Source organism: Arthrobacter sp. H41, from assembly GCF_000520535.1.
Classification (GTDB): Bacteria; Actinomycetota; Actinomycetes; order Actinomycetales; family Micrococcaceae; genus Arthrobacter_D.
This window is the reverse complement of record NZ_KI914795.1, coordinates 1-18,113: the sequence shown is the minus strand read 5'-3', so window position 1 is coordinate 18,113 and position 18,113 is coordinate 1. Positions and strand designations below refer to the sequence as shown.

The following is an 18,113-nucleotide window of genomic DNA, read 5'->3' as shown; positions in this document are numbered from 1 at the left end:
CCGCCATCTGATAGATCCCCGCCAGCGCTCCGCCCGCCAGCGCAAGGACGTCCCCCAACAGCGCCTGGGGAGACAGTGAAAGGTCGAAACCGGTGATGATGACCACTCCGAAAAAGGCGATTCCCAGACCCACCACGACGGCGGTCGACGGCCTGCTTCCCCTCAGGGCGTCGAACAGGGCTATCCAGGCGACCTGCAGGCAGACCAGGGCGGTGGCGGCTGCCACCGAAGTGAGTTTGAGTGCAGTGACGAAGCAGGCGAAATGGAGGGCAAGGGCCACGGCGGCTACTGTCAACCGGTAGAAGTCCCGGCGGCCGAGACCAGTGAATTCGGCCCGCTTGGACACCACGGCGGGACCTCCCATGATGACTGCGCCGAGGGCGTTGCGCCAGAAAGCGATCGCGAGGGCCGGAGCTGCGGTCGCCGCCATGATGGGGCCGGAAGCTGATACTCCAAGGACGCCGAGCATCAACAGGAAGACGACCACTAAATAACCCTCACTCCGCGCGCTTAAGGCAGAATGTCCCCGGCCGATGGCCGGGGACATTCATTCGGTGGAGGCACGGGGACTCGAACCCCGAACCCCCTGCTTGCAAAGCAGGTGCGCTACCAATTGCGCCATGCCCCCGAATTGGACCTCAGCCAGTCTACCTCAACCAGCCGGGCTCCGATGCTACTCAACCGTATCGGTTGCCTCACTCCAGACCGCTTTTTCATTCTCCGAATCCTGCCACCGTTTGTAGAGAAGCACTCCTGCAGCGGTGATTGCCGCGAACACCAGTTTCTTCACAGCAATCTCCTTGCACTACCTACCAGTGGTGGATCCGTGGGCGTACCAGGACTTGAACCTGGGACCTCTTCGTTATCAGCGAAGCGCTCTAACCGCCTGAGCTATACGCCCCGATACCTCATCGGGCCGAGATACGACTTTACAGTAGCAGCTCGGGATTCATCAAATCGCCGCAGTGGCCCGATGAGGGTTGCTGCATCAGTCGTCGGTGAGAGTCACACCGATACCGCCCACGAGAGTGGAGGAGATGTTGTAGAGCACCGCCGCGAGCATGGCCAGAGCCGTCAGCAGCACCACGTTCACTACAGCGATGATGGTGGCGAAGGAGACCACCTGCCCCAGCGAGGCGAACTGCCGCAGGTCGAAGCCCCCGCTCTCCGAACCGGCGATCTCGCGCAGCAATTCATTCACGCCGTCGAAAATACCGGTCAGGTCGAGCACGGTCCAGATCACGATGGCAGCCACCACCGTGACGATTCCAAGTGCAACCGACAGGAGGAAGGACATTTTCAGTACGGACCAGGGATCCACCTTGCTGACCAGGAGGCGTGCCTTGCGTGCCTTCGCCTTCGGTGCCGGCTTGACCAAGTTCGGCCGGGACCCCGGTTTCTGGCTCCCCGACGCCGAAGGTTTCTGGGATGGGCGGGCGGGTGCACTGACCCTCGGCCCATTACTGGACTGCTTCACTTGTCCACTGGGTGGCTTTGTTTGTCCACTGGGTGCCCCCCGTGGGTTGGTATTGGCCGAGCTCACTCGCTACCTCCGTGTTCCGGCGACTCAGCGTCAGGCTCAGCCGTTTCTTCTGTCGTCAACGGTACTTCATCGACGCTCTCCTGCGGCGAATCCCCACCGTCCGAGGGAACGGTATCCAGCATTTCGACGTCGGCGTCCAGCTCCGATGGATCATCGATGAGCCCCTCCTCGACCGCGACGCTTCGCTCGCTGTTCCGTGCCACCCCGATGATGCGGTCCGTCTTGTCCGGCTTGGCAAAGATGACGCCCATGGTATCCCGGCCCTTGGCCGGCACTCCCGTCACGGCGGATCTCACCACTTTTCCACCGCCCATGACGACGAGGACCTCATCCTCCTCCTGGACGATCAACGCGCCGACGAGATCACCGCGTTCCTCGGCGAGTTTCGCCACCTTGATCCCGAGTCCGCCCCTGCCCTGCACCCGGTACTCATCCACCTTCGTCCGTTTGGCGAACCCGCCCTCGGTGACGATGAATACGAACGAGTCATCGCTGACGACGTTCGCAGCGAGGAGCTCGTCGTCCTCACGGAACTTCATTCCCGTCACACCGGAGGTTGCGCGCCCCATGGGCCGCAGGGCGTCGTCGTTCGCGGTGAAGCGCAGCGACTGCCCCTTGCGGGAGACGAGCATGATGTCGTCGGTGTCGGAAACCAGCTGGGCCGAGACGAGCTCGTCGTTGTCGCGCAGGTTGATGGCGATGACCCCGGCGGACCGATTGGTGTCGTAGTCCTCAAGACGCGTCTTCTTGGCCAGTCCGCGCTTCGTCGCGAGGACGAGGTACGGGGACTGCTGGTAATCCCGTAGGTCGAGCACCTGGGCGATCTTCTCGTCCGGCTGGAACGCCAGGAGGTTTGCGACGTGCTGCCCTTTCGCATCACGTGCGGCCTCGACCAGCTCATAAGCCTTCGCGCGGTAGACCCGCCCCAGGTTCGTGAAGAACAGCAGCCAGTGGTGTGTGGTGGTCACGAAGAAATGTTCGACGACGTCGTCACCGCGCAACTGGGCACCACGGATGCCCTTCCCGCCGCGTGCCTGCTGCCGGTAGTTGTCGCTCCGCGTCCGTTTCACGTAACCGCCGCGGGTGATGGTCACCACCATCTCCTCTTCGGGGATGAGGTCCTCCATGCTCATGTCCGAGTCATATCCCATGAGGATGTCGGTCCGGCGATCATCGCCGTGGCGGTCCACGATTTCCTGGAGCTCCGTCGACACGATCTGGCGCTGCACTTCGCTCGAGTTGAGGATGCGCTGGTACTCGGTGATTTCACGCTCGAGCTTGTCGTGCTCGTCCTGGATCTTCTGGCGCTCGAGTGCGGCGAGCCGCCTCAGCTGCATGTTGAGAATGGCAGCGGCCTGGAGTTCGTCGATGTCGAGCAGCGTCATCAGCCCGCTGCGGGCGTCCTCGACCGTCTGGGATGCGCGGATCAGCGCGATCACCTCGTCGAGCGCATCGAGGGCCTTGAGGTAGCCGCGCAGGATGTGCGCTGCTTCCTCCGCCTTGCGCAGCCGGTACCGGGTGCGCCGCACGATGACCTCGAGCTGGTGGGTCACCCAGTGCCGGATGAAGGCGTCGAGGCTCAGGGTGCGCGGAACATCGTCCACGATCGCCAGCATATTGGCACTGAAATTGTCCTGGAGCTGCGTGTGCTTGTAAAGGTTGTTCAGCACGACCTTCGCCACCGCGTCGCGTTTGAGGACGACGACGAGGCGCTGACCGGTACGGCCTGAGGTCTCGTCACGGAGATCGGCGATGCCGCTGATCTTGCCGTCCTTCACCAGGTCGGCGATCTTGATGGCGAGGTTGTCCGGGTTCGCCTGGTACGGCAGTTCGGTGACCACCAGGCAGGTCCGATTCTGGATCTCCTCGACGTTCACCACGGCGCGCATGGTGATCGATCCGCGGCCGGTACGATAGGCATCCTCAATGCCCTTGTGGCCGAGGATGGTGGCTCCCGTGGGGAAGTCCGGACCCTTGATGCGCTCGATGAGCGCCTCGAGGAGTTCCTCCTTCGAGGCGCCGGGATTCTGCAGGTACCACTGCACGCCGTCGGCTACTTCACGAAGGTTGTGCGGCGGGATATTGGTGGCCATGCCGACGGCGATACCGGAGGAACCGTTCACCAGCAGGTTCGGGAACCTCGACGGCAGGATGGTGGGTTCCTGGTTCTTGCCGTCGTAGTTGTCCTGGAAGTCGACGGTCTCCTCGTCGATGTCACGGACCATTTCCATGGCCAGCGGGGCCATCTTGGTCTCGGTGTACCGCGGGGCGGCAGCGCCGTCGTTGCCGGGGGACCCGAAGTTCCCCTGGCCGAGCGCAAGCGGGTAGCGCATGGTCCAGTCCTGGATGAGGCGGACCAGGGCGTCGTAGATGGCTGAGTCGCCGTGCGGGTGGTATTGGCCCATGACTTCGCCGACCACGCGGGCACACTTGTTGAATGAGCGGTCCGGCCGGTAGCCGCCGTCGAACATCGCGTACAGGACGCGGCGGTGGACCGGCTTCAGCCCGTCGCGGACGTCGGGCAGTGCACGGCCGACGATGACGGCCATGGCGTAGTCCAAGTAGGACCGCTGCATTTCGGTCTGAAGGTCGACCTGTTCAACGCGGTCGGTCAGGACTTCGCCCTCAAGGGGACCGTCGCCGGGAATGTCATCACTCATAAGTCAGTTCCGTTCGTGAAATGGTTCTCAACCACAAAAGAGGCGCTCGATCACTGGCGGTGGTTCCGGCATTCTGTGTAGGCGCCTTAATATTTCAAGGGCCGCCAGGCCCGCCAGAAATTTCGTAGCGCCGGCAGGATGTCGGAACTACAGCCACCTAGATATCGAGAAAACGCACGTCTTTTGCGTTCTGCTGGATGAAGTTCCGGCGGGACTCGACGTCCTCGCCCATGAGGACCGAGAACACCTGGTCGGCCGCCGCGGCGTCGTCCATGGTGACCTGGAGCAGTGTCCGGTGGTCCGGGTCCATCGTGGTTTCCCAGAGTTCGGTGTAGTCCATCTCACCGAGGCCCTTGTAGCGCTGGATGCCGTTGTCCTTCGGCAGGCGCTGGTTGTTGGCCAGCCCCATCCGAATCGTCTCGTCGCGCTCACGGTCGCTGAAGACGTAGTCATGGGGCGCGTTCGACCACTTGATGCGGTACAGCGGCGGTTGCGCGAGGTACACGAATCCACTCTCGATCAGCGGACGCATGTACCGGAACAGAAGAGTCAGCAGCAACGTGGTGATGTGCTGGCCGTCGACGTCGGCATCGGCCATGAGCACGATCTTGTGATACCGGGCCTTGTCGACGTCAAAATCCTCACCGATCCCCGCACCGAACGCGGTGATCATGGCCTGGACCTCACTGTTTCCGAGCGCACGGTCGAGCCGTGCACGCTCCACGTTGAGGATCTTTCCCCGCAGCGGCAGGATGGCCTGAGTCTCCGGATTGCGCCCCCTGACGGCCGAACCGCCGGCCGAGTCGCCCTCCACGATGTAGATCTCCGACTTCGACGGATCCTTGGACTGGCAGTCCTTCAGCTTTCCGGGCATTCCCCCCGATTCGAGGAGACCCTTCCGGCGCGTTGATTCGCGGGCTTTCCGTGCCGCTAGCCGGGCCTGGGAAGCCTGGATCGACTTACGGATGACATCGCGCGCGGGGCCGGGATTGCGTTCCAGCCAGTCACCCAGCTGGTTGGTGACAACGCGCTGCACGAATCCCTTGGCCTCGGAGTTTCCCAGCTTGGTTTTCGTCTGGCCCTCGAACTGCGGTTCGGAGAGCTTCATCGAGATCACGGCGGTAAGCCCCTCACGGATGTCGTCTCCGGTCAGGTTGTCGTCTTTTTCCTTGATGATGTTCTTGTCGCGCGCATATTTGTTGATGAGCGTGGTCATCGCGGCCCGGAAACCCTCTTCGTGGGTGCCGCCCTCGTGCGTGTTGATCGTGTTCGCATAGGTATGGACACTCTCCGAATACGCAGTGGTCCACTGCAGGGCTATCTCGACGGCGATCTTGCGGTCGGTGTCCTCGGTCTCGAACGCGATGACATCGTCGTGGATCACCTCGACGCGCTTCGACGAGTTCAGGTGGCGGACGTAGTCGAGCAGCCCGTTTTCGTATTTGTACTCCACCTGGCGGTGCTTCGGAACATCCTCGTCCCCGTCCGCGGCGCTTGCGTCGGTGACCTCGTCCTCGATGGAGTCGACGCGTTCGTCGACAAGGGTGATCTTCAGCCCCTTGTTGAGGAACGCCATCTGCTGGAAACGCGCCCGGAGCGTTTCGAAGTCGAACTCGACACTCTCGAAGATCGAGTCGTCCGCGTAGAACGTCTGGGTGGTCCCCGTCTCGGACGTTTCCTCGCCCTGACGGAGTTCGCCCACCGGCTTGCCGCCGTCGGCGAAGGACTGGTGCCAGACGAAGCCCTGCCGCTTCACTTCGGTTTCGACCCGCTTCGAGAGCGCGTTGACCACTGAGATGCCCACCCCGTGGAGACCACCGGAGACCGCGTAGCCGCCACCACCGAATTTACCGCCGGCATGCAGGATGGTCATGACCACCTCGACGGTGGGCCTTCCCTCGGTGGGGTGCATATCCACCGGAATCCCACGCCCGTTGTCGATGACACGGACCCCGCCGTCGGCGAGCAACGCGATCTGGATATGGTCGCAGTAGCCGGCCAGTGCCTCGTCCACCGAGTTGTCCACCACTTCGTAGACCAGGTGGTGAAGACCGCGTGGACCGGTGGACCCGATATACATGCCTGGGCGTTTACGAACCGCTTCGAGGCCTTCGAGGACGGTAATATCATTTGCCCCGTACTCCCGGGGAGTAATAGCTTCGAGGGCTGGGGATTCGTCAACTCCTACCTGGACATCATCAGCGTTCAACTCGTTGTCGTGTGCCACAGGCGCGGTCGACTCCTCACAGGGGTTGTACGGGAAATAAGCTGTTCATATTCTACCCCGTGAGGCGCTACAATCGCGCATGGACTGCCTCCTATCGGCCACGGAAGCCCCTTTTGAGCCAGCGGGAGGGTATCGCATGAGGCGCTATACCTCGGCGAAGCTCCGGAGAGCCCTGCACGGCTCGTAGCGGAATTACGGCAGAGCATGCAAAGGTCCAGCCGGTTCGAGCCGGGCACCTCACCCGTAGGTGTCCCGGGGACCCCTACCCTTGACCGAACGCCCGCCCTTGCGCCAGTTCGGAGCTGACGGTCCGATCACGGAAATCCGCGTCACCACTCCCCGTCCCAGTTCCACCTCGAACCGTCGAAGAACATCGGGGCTGATCAGGCGCAGCTGCGTGGCCCAGGCCGTTGAATCACACCGGACGAGGACGGTACTGCCGTCGAAACTCTCCGGGCGGCAGTGTGCGCTGATCTCGGATCCCACGAGTTCGTCCCACCGTGCCAGTACCGACCCGACCGCCACTGGCGAATTCCAGCCGCGTTCTGCCAACATACGGTTGAACACCTTGCCCAGGCCTTCCGGGTCCCTCCCACCGAAGACTGGTTCCACAGCGTAGCGGCGGCGCTGGCTTCCCGGACTCTTGCGCGGTGCCGGGTCCCGCGGCGTTCCACGTGCCTGGGATGCGCTGCGCAGCCGGTTCAATAATGCCTGGGGTGCATCCTGTTCGAAGGACCCGATTACCGGTTCGGGGGTCGGAGTTCCGCCATCTCCATCCTCTTTCGGCACGTCCGTTCCCTGCGGAGCATCCTCAGGCCGTGTCATCGAGTCCTCCCGGTACCACCCGCAGCTGTCGTCCCCCCAGCCCCGGGGGAATGTCCGCTCCTACCGCTGCAGTCACCAACACCTGCTCGGCATCCGACACGATGGCAGCCAGCTTGTCCCTTCGCTGACTGTCCAGTTCGGCGAAGACGTCGTCAAGGATGAGGACGGGGCTTGCCCCGGGAGTATCGTCGTCCTGCTTCAGCAGGTAGTAAGTAGCGAGCCGAAGGGCCAGCGCCATGGACCAGGTCTCCCCGTGCGATGCATATCCCTTGGCAGGAATATGCCCGAGCATCAGGTCGAGCTCGTCGCGGTGCGGGCCCACGAGGGAGATACCCCGATCCAGTTCTTTCTTCCTGTGGACAAGGAGCGCCTCGATGAAACGCGTGGTGAGGTCCGCTTCACTCTCCCCGGAAAGCGAATGCCCGCGATTGGTGCCGGCGGGCTCCGGGTGGCCGCCGTCGTCGTCGCCCAGGCTGACGACGCTCGACCGGTAGATGGCGTCAGCTTCCTTCGACCCGTCGGTGAGCTCGCCATAGGCGCGCTGCAGGTGCGGGTGGAGGCGTCCGAGAAGAGCCAGCCGCGCGTGCAGCAGCTTCGCTCCTGACTCCGCAAGGTGCTGGTCCCATACCTCGAGCGTCGACTCATGTGCAGTGGAGAACCGGCCTGCCCCGCGTGCCGACTTGAGTAGGGCATTGCGCTGCTTGAGGACCCGCTCGTAGTCGGACCGTAAGGCGGCCTGATGGGGAAGAAGTATGACCAGGGCGTCGTCGAGGTAGCGTCGCCGTCCGGCCGGATCGCCCTTGACCAGGGCAAGGTCCTCCGGCGCGAACAGCACCGTCTTCAGAATTCCCGCCGCATCGCGCGCCCGCACCGGATTGGACCGGTTGATCCTCGCCCGGTTCGCGGATTCCGGATTGATCTCCACTTCCACGCTGGTCCGCTGCTCACCGCGGACCAGCTTGCCCCGGATCAGCGCACGGTCCGCACCGAAGGCCACAAGGGGCTTGTCCGACGCGACCCGGTGGGACGACATCGAGGCCAGGTATCCGATCGCTTCCACGATGTTCGTCTTCCCGACGCCGTTGGGCCCGACGAAGACCGTGGTGCCTGGGTGGATCTCGGTATCGAGCTGCTCATAACTCCGATAACCCGTCAGGGAAAGGTGCTCTACGTACACCGTCCGCCACTCACGCGGTATCCCGGCTGGCAGGACGAACCGCGTGGCCCCCGAACTGGTTCCGCAGCGCTGCCACCATCTTCATGGAAGGGGCGTCTTCCTGACGTGAGGCGAAGCGGGCGAAAACCGCCGCGGTGATCGCCGGCGCAGGAACGGAGTTGGCGATCGCTTCGTCCACCGTCCACCGTCCCTCCCCTGAATCCTCCACATATCCGGCGACCTTCGAGAGTCCGGGATCCTCGTTCAGTGCCTTCACCATGAGGTCCAGGAGCCATGACCTGACGACTGTCCCTTTCTGCCATGCAGTGAAGGTTCCCTGAACGTCCTTGACGATGTCCTTCGCCTCGAGAAGTTCGTAACCCTCGGCGTAGGCCTGCATCAATCCGTACTCGATCCCATTGTGGATCATCTTCGCGTAGTGGCCGGCGCCGGTGTCACCCACGTGCACGAAACTTTCTTCCCTTGTGCCCTCGGGGCGGAGTGCGTCAAAGATGGGCATGGCGCGTGCCACCTGCTCATCGCTTCCGCCGGCCATCAGACCGTAGCCGTTCTCCAGGCCCCAGACGCCGCCGGACACTCCGCAGTCGAGAAAGGAGATGCCCTTCTCCGTGAGCTGTGCCGCGTGGACCTGATCATCGGTGAACTTCGAGTTTCCGCCGTCGATCACGAGGTCACCGTCGTCGAGGACGCTTTTCAGGTCCTGGACCACCTGGTCGGTGACGGCGCCGGCCGGAACCATGATCCACACGATCCTCGGAACAGGGAGTGCTGCCACGAGCTCGGGCAACGACGCCACATCGGTACGATCGGGGTTGCGGTCGAAGCCCGTGACGGTGATGCCACCTCGTCGCAGCCTTTCCCTCATGTTGAAACCCATTTTGCCGAGTCCGATGAGGCCTATGTGCATGAGGATCACTCTTTCCGTGGTTACTGGTTGGGCAGCCTGACAGGCATCAGCAGGTACCGGTAATCCTCACGGTCCTCGCCTATCGCGTCGTCCTGAGCGGACATGACAGCCGGCTTGGGGGGTGTCGTGAAGGAGAAGCGGACGAACTTGCTGCTGAACGCACCCAGTCCCTCGCTCAGGTAGTGCGGATTGAAGGCCACGGTGATGTCATCGCCGTCGAGGTTCGCCTCGATGACCTCAGAGGCCTGGGCATCCTCGCCGGTACCCGCATCAAGTGCCAACTGGCCCTGCGTGAAGGAGAGCCGGACAGGGGTATTCCGCTCAGCCACCAGCGAGACACGGCGCACCGCTTCGACGAGGGTGCTCGTCTCGACCATCGCGTGGATCGGGGTGTTGTCGGGAAAGAGCGAGCGGATCTTCGGATATTCGCCGTCGACCAACAGCGAAGTGGTCCGCCGGCCCCCGCTTTCGAAGCCGATGAGTTCTGAATCCGTCGACAGGGCGATATTCAGGTCTCCTGCCCCTCCCAACGTCTTCGCCACTTCGTTGAGCGTCTTCGCCTTGACCAGGGCGCTGGTGGAGATCCCGGGCGATGACGGCTTCCAGGCGACTTCGCGAAGAGCCAGCCGGTAGCGGTCGGTGGCCAGCAGAGTGATGAGATCGTCCTCGATCTCCATGCGCACACCGGTGAGGATGGGAAGCGTGTCGTCCCGGCTTGCCGCGATGATGACCTGGGAAACGGCCTGGGAAAACGCTTCGCCGTCGACGACGCCGCTGATATCGGGCAGTTTCGGAAGTTCCGGGTACTCACCTTCGGGCATGGTGGCGAGGTTGAAGCGGCTGTTCCGGCAGGTGAGCGTGACCTTGGAACCATCGGTCGCTACCTCGACAGGAGCCGAAGGAAGGCTCCGGCAGATGTCGGCGAGCAGACGGCCGGAGACGAGGATGGTTCCTTCCTCGGTGATGTCAGCAGGAATCTCGAGGCGCGCAGAGATCTCGTAGTCGAAGCTCGCGAGGCTCAGGGTTCCCGATTCGGCCCGGATGAGCAGGCCGGCCAATACCGGAACGGGAGGACGTGGGGAGAGGGAACGCGCTGTCCACGAGACAGCCTCCGCGAGAACATCCCGCTCGACTCGAAATTTCACGAAGAGACGCCGCCTTTCAAAATGTACCGGTGAAGTACAACTACCAACATGGATGCCCTGATTCCTACCGGCTCACAGCTTAGCCTGACGAACCGTGCCGGGTGGCCCACCAGTGGGCCGTGCAGGGGTCTGGGCTCGGGAACACGTCCAGGGGCGAAGTGTTATCTGAAAAACTTTGTGGTTTAAGGATTCGTAGTGTTAATAACTCCTGTGGATTCTGTGGATAACTGGCTGTGGTGTCTGCATCCGGCGGTTTTTGCCTGTTGAAAAGCTGTGTGCCGGGGGAACGTGATGCCAGGGCTGGTTGTGGGCAAAATTCTTGTCATTACAGGGATCCACAGGTAGGCGGGTAGTTGTCCTCAGCGGAACCCCCGTTGTTCCAGTGGTTATCCACAGGAGTTTCCACAGCTGTTAATTTCGTTGTCGATTTCATGGATCGGCAGAAAGGGCTGGAACGAACCTAGCCGTCCCGCTGTTTGTGCTTGATCCGGTTGGTGAGTTCGGTGACCTGGTTGAAGATGGCACGCCGTTCGGCCATCAGTTCGCGGATCTTCCGATCGGCGTGGATGACTGTTGTATGGTCCCGGCCCCCCAGCTCCTGCCCGATCTTGGGAAGCGACATGTCCGTGAGCTCCCTGCAGAGGTACATGGCGATCTGCCGCGCAGTGACCAACGTCCGGGTGCGTGACTTGCTGGACAGCTCTTCAAGGCTGATCTGGAAATAGTCGGCGGTCTGGGCGATGATCACCGTCGACGTGATTTCCTGTGCGCCGTCGTCGGAGATCAGGTCCTTCAGTACGATCTCGGCAAGTGTCACATCGACTGATTGCCGATTGAGGCTTGCGAAGGCTGTTACCCGGATGAGTGCGCCCTCCAGCTCCCGGATGTTGGTGGCGATCTTCGACGCGATGTATTCGAGGACGTCATCCGGTGCGCTGAGGCTGTCGCTGATCGCCTTCTTCCGGAGAATGGCGATGCGTGTTTCGAGTTCGGGCGGCTGGATGTCGGTGAGCAATCCCCACTCGAAGCGCGAACGCATGCGTTCCTCGAACCCCGACATCTGTTTCGGTGGAAGGTCGGAGGTGATGACCACCTGCTTGTTGTGGTTGTGGAGTGCGTTGAAGGTATGGAAGAACTCCTCCTGCGTGCGGTCCTTGCCGGCCAGGAACTGGATGTCATCGATCAGCAGGATGTCGACATTGCGGTAGGTCTGCTTGAAGCTGGTTCCCTCGTCGTCCCGGATGGAGTTGATGAAATCGTTCGTGAACTCTTCGGAGTTCACGTACCGAACCCGGATCCCTGTGTAGAGGTGGCGGGCATAGTGCCCGATCGCGTGAAGGAGATGGGTTTTGCCCAGCCCGGAATCACCATAGATGAACAGTGGGTTGTACGCCTTGGCGGGAGCTTCCGCCACAGCCACGGCTGCCGCGTGGGCGAACCTGTTGGACGATCCGATGACGAAAGTGTCGAAGACGTACTTCGGGTTCAGCCGCCCGAACTCATGGGAGTTGCTCGGCGGCGTCGGTGATGGTTTCGACTCCCCGCGAGGCTCGGGAGACGGGGCAGGATCGGCGGGTGGTTCCTCGACGGGAATGGGGGTCAGTTCCGGGTCGATGACGAAAGCACACTGGATATCCTCACGGAAGACTTCGTGAAGGGCCTCGTCGAGGGCGGCCTTGAGCTGGGTCTGGAGGACTTCCCGGGTGAGTTCATTCGGGACGGCCACGAGCATGGTGGTTCCGATGAGGCCCTGGGCCTGCGCGAGTACGACGAATCCTCGCTGGCGCGGAGTGACGCGGTCGTCGTGTTCAAGGGTACGGATGACCTTCCGCCAGGAGCTCCCGACGTCGTTCACTTCATCTGTTCCCACAACAACCCCTCTTGCTTCCACTGATCCACCCGAAAACGGTCTTCATCCACAGAGTTGTGCACAGCTGGTGATAAACGGACCATGGCCAACCCTAAAGGATCAAAAGTGCAGAACATAGCGGTCAAACTGCGGCTGGGCAACGCTCGACGGCGTTCCCGGTGTGCCCGTGAGGGTGGAGGAAGTGTAATTTTCGCGCAGGTTTTCCACAGCTGTTGATAAAGTAGGCGGCGGGAACGGTGTGTACCCGGTTTGACGCCCCCGTACCCGGTCGCCTAACGTTATGTAGTCCAACATGTCTGCATTTCGCATGCCATCACAGGTGTTCCGGGTACTAAGAAGCTTCGGTTCGTGATGGTGTTTCCCGCGATGTGTGGATGTGCACCTAGCCGCGTCAGTCTGTTCTTCCCCTTTGTTGCAATGGGCCGGGCGCATCTCAAGATCGTTCTGGAGTAATCACAGTGAGCAAGCGGACCTTTCAGCCGAATAACCGCCGTCGTGCCAAGAAGCACGGTTTCCGCCTTCGCATGCGTACCCGCGCAGGGCGTGCCATCCTGTCGGCACGCCGTGGCAAGGGCCGTACCGAACTCTCGGCATAAGCGGCCTAATCGCCCCTACGATGCGATCCGAAGTCCACGCCGGTAACAACCCGTTGCAGTCCAACGGAATGGAACGGGGCATCACATGCTTCCGGCGGTGAACAGGATCCGAACAGCATCGGAATTTTCACGGACTGTACGTTCCGGCGCCCGCTCTGGGCGCCGGAACGTAGTGTTATACGGATCGATCACCCCCGGAATGGACCCGAGCCGGTTCGGCTTCATCGTCGGGAAGAACGTAGGGAACGCCGTGGTCCGCAACCTCGTTAAGCGGAGACTGCGTAACGCAGCTGCCAAGTCTCTGACCAGGAATCCGCATGGGTTGGATATTGTGGTCAGGGCACTGCCCGCATCCGCGGCCGCCGGCTGGCCAGAACTGTCGACGGATCTGGAAAAGGGATTGAGCTCAGTGCTAAGGCGCCTCACCGCGCGGGATGATGCGGCCACGGAAGGCGAGGGACAGTGAGTAGTACCGAAACCTGGTACGCCAAGGCTTCCGGTCTGCTGATGGAGATCCTCCGGAACGCGATGATCATCCTTCTTCAGGTGTATCGCCGGATCGTCTCCCCGTTGTACGGACCCGTCTGCAGGTTCTTCCCGAGCTGCTCCGCCTACGCGCTCGAAGCTGTGACCGTGCATGGTGCGGTGAAGGGTTCGGCCCTGGCCATCCGGCGGGTATGCAAATGTCATCCGTGGAACGACGGCGGAGTGGACCACGTGCCTCGCGGGCCCCGGACATTCCCCCCCGGGAGAGTCCCCACAATTATTGGATTGAACCACCCGGTGATCCCGGCCGACGATGAAAGCCGCCCCGCGGCCCGAGGAGCTAACTGACTATGGATTTCTTCGAGACGATACTGTCGCCGTTCCGGTGGCTTGTGTCATGGATCATGTTCATGTTCCACGAAGGCTTCAGTGCCCTCGGTATGGATCCGGCGTCGGGATGGACGTGGACACTGTCCATCGTGGGCCTCGTCGTCGTCATCCGGGCGGCGCTGATTCCTGTTTTCGTGAAGCAGATCAAGGCGCAGCGCGGCATGCAGGCGCTCCAGCCGGATCTGCGAAAGCTGCAGCAGAAGTACAAGGGCAAGACCGACCAGCTCTCACGTCAGGCCATGACGCAGGAACAGATGGCCCTGTACAAGAAGCACGGCACCAATCCGTTCGCCGCCTGCCTGCCGATCCTGATCCAGATGCCGTTCTTCTTCGCACTCTTCACCGTGCTGAACGGCGTTTCGCGCGCTAGCGCCGAGGGTGAGGAAATCGGGGCGCTCTCGGTCGATTCGGTACGCCAGTTCGACGACGCCACGATCTTCGGCGCCCCCCTCTCCTCGACCTTCCTCGGCAGCTTCGGCGGCAACGGAAACCTCAGTGTGATCATTCTTTCAGTCATCATGATTCTCGCGATGACTGCTTCGCAGTTCATCACGCAGAAGCAGATCATGGCGAAGAACATGTCCGAGGAGGCCATGCAGAGCCCCTTCATGCGTCAGCAGAAGATCATGCTCTACATCCTTCCGCTGGTGTTCGGAATCGGTGGCATCAACTTCCCCATCGGTGTCCTTGTCTACTGGACCACCACCAACCTCTGGACGATGGTGCAGCAGTTCTACGTCATCCGCCGCATGCCGACCCCGGGCTCGCCGGCCGCGAAGGCATGGGCGGAGCGGCGTGCCAAGAAGGGACTGCCGGTGGCACCGCTCCTTGGGGAACGGAAGGCTGAACCCGCCGTCGAATCCGTACCAGAGCCAAGGGCCCAGCGTGTGCAGCCCCAGCGCAAGAAGAGGAAGAAAAGATGACCATCGATAACGAAGAGCAGCTCATTGCCGACGACTCCGCGGACGACTCTGCCGACCTCGATCCAGAAACGAAGGCTTCCCGGCTGGAGGACGAGGGCGACGTCGCCGCCGATTACCTCGAGGAACTGCTCGACATCGCTGATATCGACGGTGACATCGACATCGAGGTACGAAGCGGACGGACCTACATATCGATCGTCTCCGAGGACGCTGCGGACAGTGGGCTGCGCGCGCTCGTCGGACAGGACGGAGAAGTTCTTGAGGCACTCCAGGAACTGACGCGTCTCTCCGTGCTGACGGCCACCGAGAACAGGTCGAGGCTGGTACTCGACGTCGACGGTTACCGGGACGTACGCGGGAAAGAGTTGAGGGACATCGCGAAGAACGCGGTGGCCGAAGTGAAGCAGTCGGGTGTCGAAACAGCGTTGCCTCCGATGACCGCGTACGAGCGGAAAATTGTTCACGACGTCGTCGCGGAGTTGGGAATGGCGAGCGAATCCGAGGGAGAAGGAACGGGCAGGCACATTGTGGTCTCCCAGGCCGATGACTGACCTGCCGCTCGGGGATGATGCTGCGCCTGCGGTGGTCCCCGAGCTGTCCGAAGGCGAACAAAAGGCCGCGGAGGTGGTCTTCGGTGATCGGCTGACGCTGGCTGAGCGGTTCGTCGCGCATCTGTCGACGTCCGGCATCGAGCGCGGTCTGCTGGGCCCGCGTGAAGTGCCGCGTTTGTGGAGCCGGCACGTGTTGAACTGTGCCGTGGTGGCAGATCTGATCGGGTTGCAGTCGACCGTATGTGATGTGGGCAGCGGCGCGGGCCTGCCCGGCATTGCCCTGGCGATCGCCCGACCGGATCTCTCCCTTGTGCTGGTGGAGCCCCTCGAGCGCAGGGTCATCTGGCTCAACGAGGTGGTCCAGGACCTCGGGCTCGAGAACGTACTGGTTCACAGGGCACGCGCGGAGCAGGTTGTGGACAAGGTCGACGCCGATGTTGTGACAGCCCGAGCGGTCTCCGCCCTGGGAGGCCTGATGCAGCTGACCATACCGCTGCTCCATGGCCGAGGCGAAGTATTGGCGATCAAGGGGCGCAGCGCGGCCGAGGAAGTTTCAAAGGCGGCCAAGGTGATACGGCGTCTGGGTGGTGCTGGAGCTGAGGTGGTTCGAGCCGGAACGGGAATACTGGACGAACCGACGACGGTGGTACGTGTCCGGGTCGGCTGAGCGCCAGGATCGTTCCATGACGGGTCAGGACTTGCCGCTTTGGTGACCTTGCAGGCGAAGAGAGCGCGGTACGGTGAGGGTACAGCCGCTAGGCTTGTAGCTGATACTGCCCGGCATCTTGAGAGTGAGCATTTGAGTGACCAGAAAAGAAGCCGCGGCCAGGAAGCTCGAATCTCCGGCTGCTGGTTCGCCCCCGGCGGTGCGCTTGGGGGGAACTCCATCCGAACTGTTTGCAAACCCAACCAATACAGGAATTGTTTCACGTGAAACCAGCTCTCCCATGACTGAAGCGGTACCCACCACGGCAGGGAAAAAGGCCGCAAAGACCAAGAGCGTGATGGAAAGCATGGACGAGTCCTCCCCGCTGGGACGCGAACTGGCAAACGAGACACGCCGGCGCGCCAAGCTGCTCGGCCGGAAGCTCCCCCGCCCCGGACATACTCGCATCATGACCGTGAGCAACCAGAAGGGCGGAGTAGGCAAGACCACGACGACGGTCAATATCGCCGCTGCCCTGGCAACCGCAGGCCTGCAGGTGCTGGTGATCGACATCGATCCCCAGGGGAACGCTTCGACGGCCCTCAACATCGACCACCATGCCGATGTTGACAGCATCTATGATGTGCTGATCGATGATCTCCCCCTGAGCAGGGTGGTTGCTCCCTGCCCCGATGTGGAAAATCTGATCTGCGCCCCGGCAACGATCCATCTCGCCGGGGCCGAGATCGAGCTGGTGTCGCTGGTGGCCCGTGAGCAGCGCCTGCGCAAGGCGATCGAGGTATACGCCAGGGAGCGAGAGGAATCCGGTGAGGCGCGTCTCGACTACATCTTCATCGACTGTCCCCCAAGTCTCGGCTTGTTGACGGTGAATGCATTCGTGGCCGCGCAGGAAGTCCTCATCCCGATCCAGTGTGAGTACTATGCACTGGAAGGGCTGAGTCAGCTGCTGAAGAACATCGAGATGATCCAGAAGCACCTGAACGCTGATCTGGTGGTATCCACCATCCTCCTCACCATGTATGACGGCAGGACGAACCTGGCAGCCCAGGTTGCAGCTGAGGTTCGTGAACATTTCCCCAAGCAGGTCCTTCGGGCGCTCGTGCCGCGGTCGGTCCGCATCTCCGAGGCACCCAGCTATCAACAGACCGTGATGACCTACGACCCCTCGTCGAGCGGCGCGCTGTCCTACCTTGAGGCTGCGGCTGAAATCGCCGAACGCGGTTAGCATACTGCACAGGTTTATACTGGCTTGATTGGGTTTGTTCTGCAGGGCTAGTCCTGCTGTCTGGAGGAATTGTCATGGTTGAGAAGCGTCGAGGACTCGGCCGCGGTCTGGGAGCCCTCATACCGAGCGCGCCGGTCGAGGAGGTTGCTCCCACCGAAGAGCCCGTGCGGCGCCCTGGCAGCCGACCCGCTGACCTGTTTTTCGAAGCCTCGCAGCAGGAGCAGGATGCGGAGCAACGTCGGACTCGCGAGGGCAAGCCCGGCGGGGACGAGCTATCAGCCTCGACACGATCGAAGGCCCGAACAACTCAGCGCACAAGCGTACCTTCTCTGCGGACGGGCCGGTCGTCGGTGCGCGCTCCTGGTTCCGATGCTGCACCGAAAGACGCGGTTTCACGTGAAACCACAGAATCCCGGCAGCATGCGGTCGCCGAGGACGTTCCCGCGGTCCCCTCCCAGGTGCCGGAGGCGGCGGAAGGCAGTCGCGCGGCGGAACCAGGTAGCGCTTCGGGAGGGTCGGTGGACCCTTCAACTATTCGCGAATCGCCCATCGATCCTGCGACAGTAGCGCCGCAGGTGAAGACACACGTTTCACGTGAAACGGATGCTCTTCAGTCAGCGGGGATGCCGGGGGAACCCACTCCCGAGTTGGTGGATGTTCCCGGTGCCCGCTTCGCCGAACTGCCGGTAGATGCCATTCATGCAAATCGGAAGCAGCCCCGCCAGGAGTTCGACTCGGACGAACTGGCCGAGCTGGTTCATTCCATCCGCGAAGTGGGGGTCCTTCAGCCGATCGTGGTTCGGCCTTCCCCCGAAGGCGGTACTGCCGGCTACGAACTGGTGATGGGCGAGCGACGGTGGCGAGCTACCCGGGAGGCGGGGCTGGAAACCGTACCCGCCATCATCCGGCTCACGGCGGATG

Annotated in this window: 18 protein-coding genes and 2 tRNA genes; 8 read left to right on the top strand and 12 right to left on the bottom strand. The window is 62.1% G+C overall.

Annotated features, from left to right (window positions below; translation table 11 throughout):
• The 12 genes from Y705_RS18745 to dnaA form a co-directional block, all read right to left on the bottom strand.
• Nucleotides 1-487, bottom strand: a 487-nt coding sequence (locus tag Y705_RS18745) for an EamA family transporter (RefSeq protein ID WP_253908559.1), incomplete at its 3' end; no start/stop codon positions are given.
• Nucleotides 488-555: 68 nt separating this feature from the next.
• Nucleotides 556-628: transfer RNA gene (locus Y705_RS0109410), tRNA-Ala, on the bottom strand.
• A gap of 45 nt (nt 629-673) precedes the next feature.
• Nucleotides 674-790, bottom strand: a complete 117-nt coding sequence (locus Y705_RS22715) for a DLW-39 family protein (protein ID WP_216698773.1) — start codon at nt 788-790, stop codon at nt 674-676.
• A 37-nt stretch (nt 791-827) separates the two neighbouring features.
• Nucleotides 828-901, bottom strand: a tRNA-Ile gene (locus tag Y705_RS0109400).
• Between the two features lie 87 nt (nt 902-988).
• The gene (locus Y705_RS0109395; RefSeq protein ID WP_026532679.1) at nt 989-1,543 is read right to left on the bottom strand and encodes a DUF3566 domain-containing protein; all 555 of its coding nucleotides are present in this window, start codon (nt 1,541-1,543) and stop codon (nt 989-991) included.
• On the bottom strand, nt 1,540-4,203 hold the full coding sequence (gene gyrA / locus Y705_RS0109390; protein ID WP_026532678.1) for a DNA gyrase subunit A: 2,664 nt from the start codon (nt 4,201-4,203) through the stop codon (nt 1,540-1,542). The genes Y705_RS0109395 and gyrA overlap by 4 nt, the downstream gene beginning before the upstream one ends.
• A 157-nt stretch (nt 4,204-4,360) precedes the next feature.
• Nucleotides 4,361-6,430, bottom strand: a complete 2,070-nt coding sequence (gene gyrB, locus Y705_RS0109385) for a DNA topoisomerase (ATP-hydrolyzing) subunit B (protein WP_026532677.1) — start codon at nt 6,428-6,430, stop codon at nt 4,361-4,363.
• A 237-nt stretch (nt 6,431-6,667) separates the two neighbouring features.
• Nucleotides 6,668-7,219 (bottom strand): DciA family protein, encoded by a 552-nt coding sequence (locus Y705_RS0109380; RefSeq protein ID WP_026532676.1) that lies wholly within the window; start codon nt 7,217-7,219, stop codon nt 6,668-6,670.
• Between the two features lie 22 nt (nt 7,220-7,241).
• Entirely contained in the window at nt 7,242-8,432 is a 1,191-nt protein-coding gene (gene recF, locus Y705_RS0109375) for a DNA replication/repair protein RecF (RefSeq protein WP_026532675.1), read from the bottom strand.
• A 10-nt stretch (nt 8,433-8,442) separates the two neighbouring features.
• The gene (gene gnd / locus Y705_RS0109370) at nt 8,443-9,339 is read right to left on the bottom strand and encodes a phosphogluconate dehydrogenase (NAD(+)-dependent, decarboxylating) (RefSeq protein ID WP_026532674.1); all 897 of its coding nucleotides are present in this window, start codon (nt 9,337-9,339) and stop codon (nt 8,443-8,445) included.
• A 20-nt stretch (nt 9,340-9,359) separates the two neighbouring features.
• Nucleotides 9,360-10,484, bottom strand: coding sequence for a DNA polymerase III subunit beta (gene dnaN, locus Y705_RS0109365; RefSeq protein ID WP_026532673.1), 1,125 nt, complete (start codon nt 10,482-10,484; stop codon nt 9,360-9,362).
• Between the two features lie 460 nt (nt 10,485-10,944).
• Nucleotides 10,945-12,354: a chromosomal replication initiator protein DnaA gene (dnaA, locus tag Y705_RS0109360; protein ID WP_026532672.1), complete on the bottom strand. Its 1,410-nt coding sequence runs from the start codon at nt 12,352-12,354 to the stop codon at nt 10,945-10,947.
• Between the two features lie 458 nt (nt 12,355-12,812).
• On the opposite strand from dnaA, the gene rpmH reads away from it, so the two are divergent.
• From rpmH to Y705_RS18735, 8 genes are all read left to right on the top strand, one after another.
• Nucleotides 12,813-12,950, top strand: coding sequence for a 50S ribosomal protein L34 (gene rpmH, locus Y705_RS21280; protein WP_022892375.1), 138 nt, complete (start codon nt 12,813-12,815; stop codon nt 12,948-12,950).
• Between the two features lie 85 nt (nt 12,951-13,035).
• Nucleotides 13,036-13,416, top strand: a complete 381-nt coding sequence (gene rnpA, locus Y705_RS18740; protein WP_049822543.1) for a ribonuclease P protein component — start codon at nt 13,036-13,038, stop codon at nt 13,414-13,416.
• Between the two features lie 41 nt (nt 13,417-13,457).
• Nucleotides 13,458-13,784, top strand: coding sequence for a membrane protein insertion efficiency factor YidD (yidD, locus tag Y705_RS0109350; protein ID WP_049822548.1), 327 nt, complete (start codon nt 13,458-13,460; stop codon nt 13,782-13,784).
• Nucleotides 13,785-13,786: 2 nt separating this feature from the next.
• Nucleotides 13,787-14,749, top strand: coding sequence for a membrane protein insertase YidC (gene yidC, locus Y705_RS0109345; protein WP_026532670.1), 963 nt, complete (start codon nt 13,787-13,789; stop codon nt 14,747-14,749).
• Entirely contained in the window at nt 14,746-15,300 is a 555-nt protein-coding gene (locus Y705_RS0109340; RefSeq protein ID WP_026532669.1) for a Jag family protein, read from the top strand. Before yidC ends, Y705_RS0109340 begins: the two co-directional genes overlap by 4 nt.
• Complete coding sequence (gene rsmG / locus Y705_RS0109335; protein WP_049822542.1) at nt 15,293-15,967, top strand: 16S rRNA (guanine(527)-N(7))-methyltransferase RsmG; 675 nt, start codon at nt 15,293-15,295, stop codon at nt 15,965-15,967. The genes Y705_RS0109340 and rsmG overlap by 8 nt, the downstream gene beginning before the upstream one ends.
• Before the next feature lie 280 nt (nt 15,968-16,247).
• Nucleotides 16,248-17,192 (top strand): ParA family protein, encoded by a 945-nt coding sequence (locus Y705_RS0109330; protein WP_216698772.1) that lies wholly within the window; start codon nt 16,248-16,250, stop codon nt 17,190-17,192.
• Nucleotides 17,193-17,767: 575 nt separating this feature from the next.
• On the top strand, nt 17,768-18,113 hold a 346-nt coding region (locus tag Y705_RS18735), incomplete at its 3' end, for a ParB N-terminal domain-containing protein (RefSeq protein WP_253908557.1).

Excerpts from the sequence above, each read along its gene's own strand:
- Y705_RS0109340 (WP_026532669.1), top strand. The coding sequence starts at position 14,746 with ATGACCATCGATAACGAAGAGCAGCTCATTGCCGACGACTCCGCGGAC.
- rsmG (WP_049822542.1), top strand. The coding sequence starts at position 15,293 with ATGACTGACCTGCCGCTCGGGGATGATGCTGCGCCTGCGGTGGTCCCC.
- yidC (WP_026532670.1), top strand. The coding sequence starts at position 13,787 with ATGGATTTCTTCGAGACGATACTGTCGCCGTTCCGGTGGCTTGTGTCA.
- Y705_RS0109330 (WP_216698772.1), top strand. The coding sequence starts at position 16,248 with ATGACTGAAGCGGTACCCACCACGGCAGGGAAAAAGGCCGCAAAGACC.
- gnd (WP_026532674.1), bottom strand. The coding sequence starts at position 9,339 with ATGCACATAGGCCTCATCGGACTCGGCAAAATGGGTTTCAACATGAGG.
- yidD (WP_049822548.1), top strand. The coding sequence starts at position 13,458 with ATGGAGATCCTCCGGAACGCGATGATCATCCTTCTTCAGGTGTATCGC.
- gyrA (WP_026532678.1), bottom strand. The coding sequence starts at position 4,203 with ATGAGTGATGACATTCCCGGCGACGGTCCCCTTGAGGGCGAAGTCCTG.
- rnpA (WP_049822543.1), top strand. The coding sequence starts at position 13,036 with ATGCTTCCGGCGGTGAACAGGATCCGAACAGCATCGGAATTTTCACGG.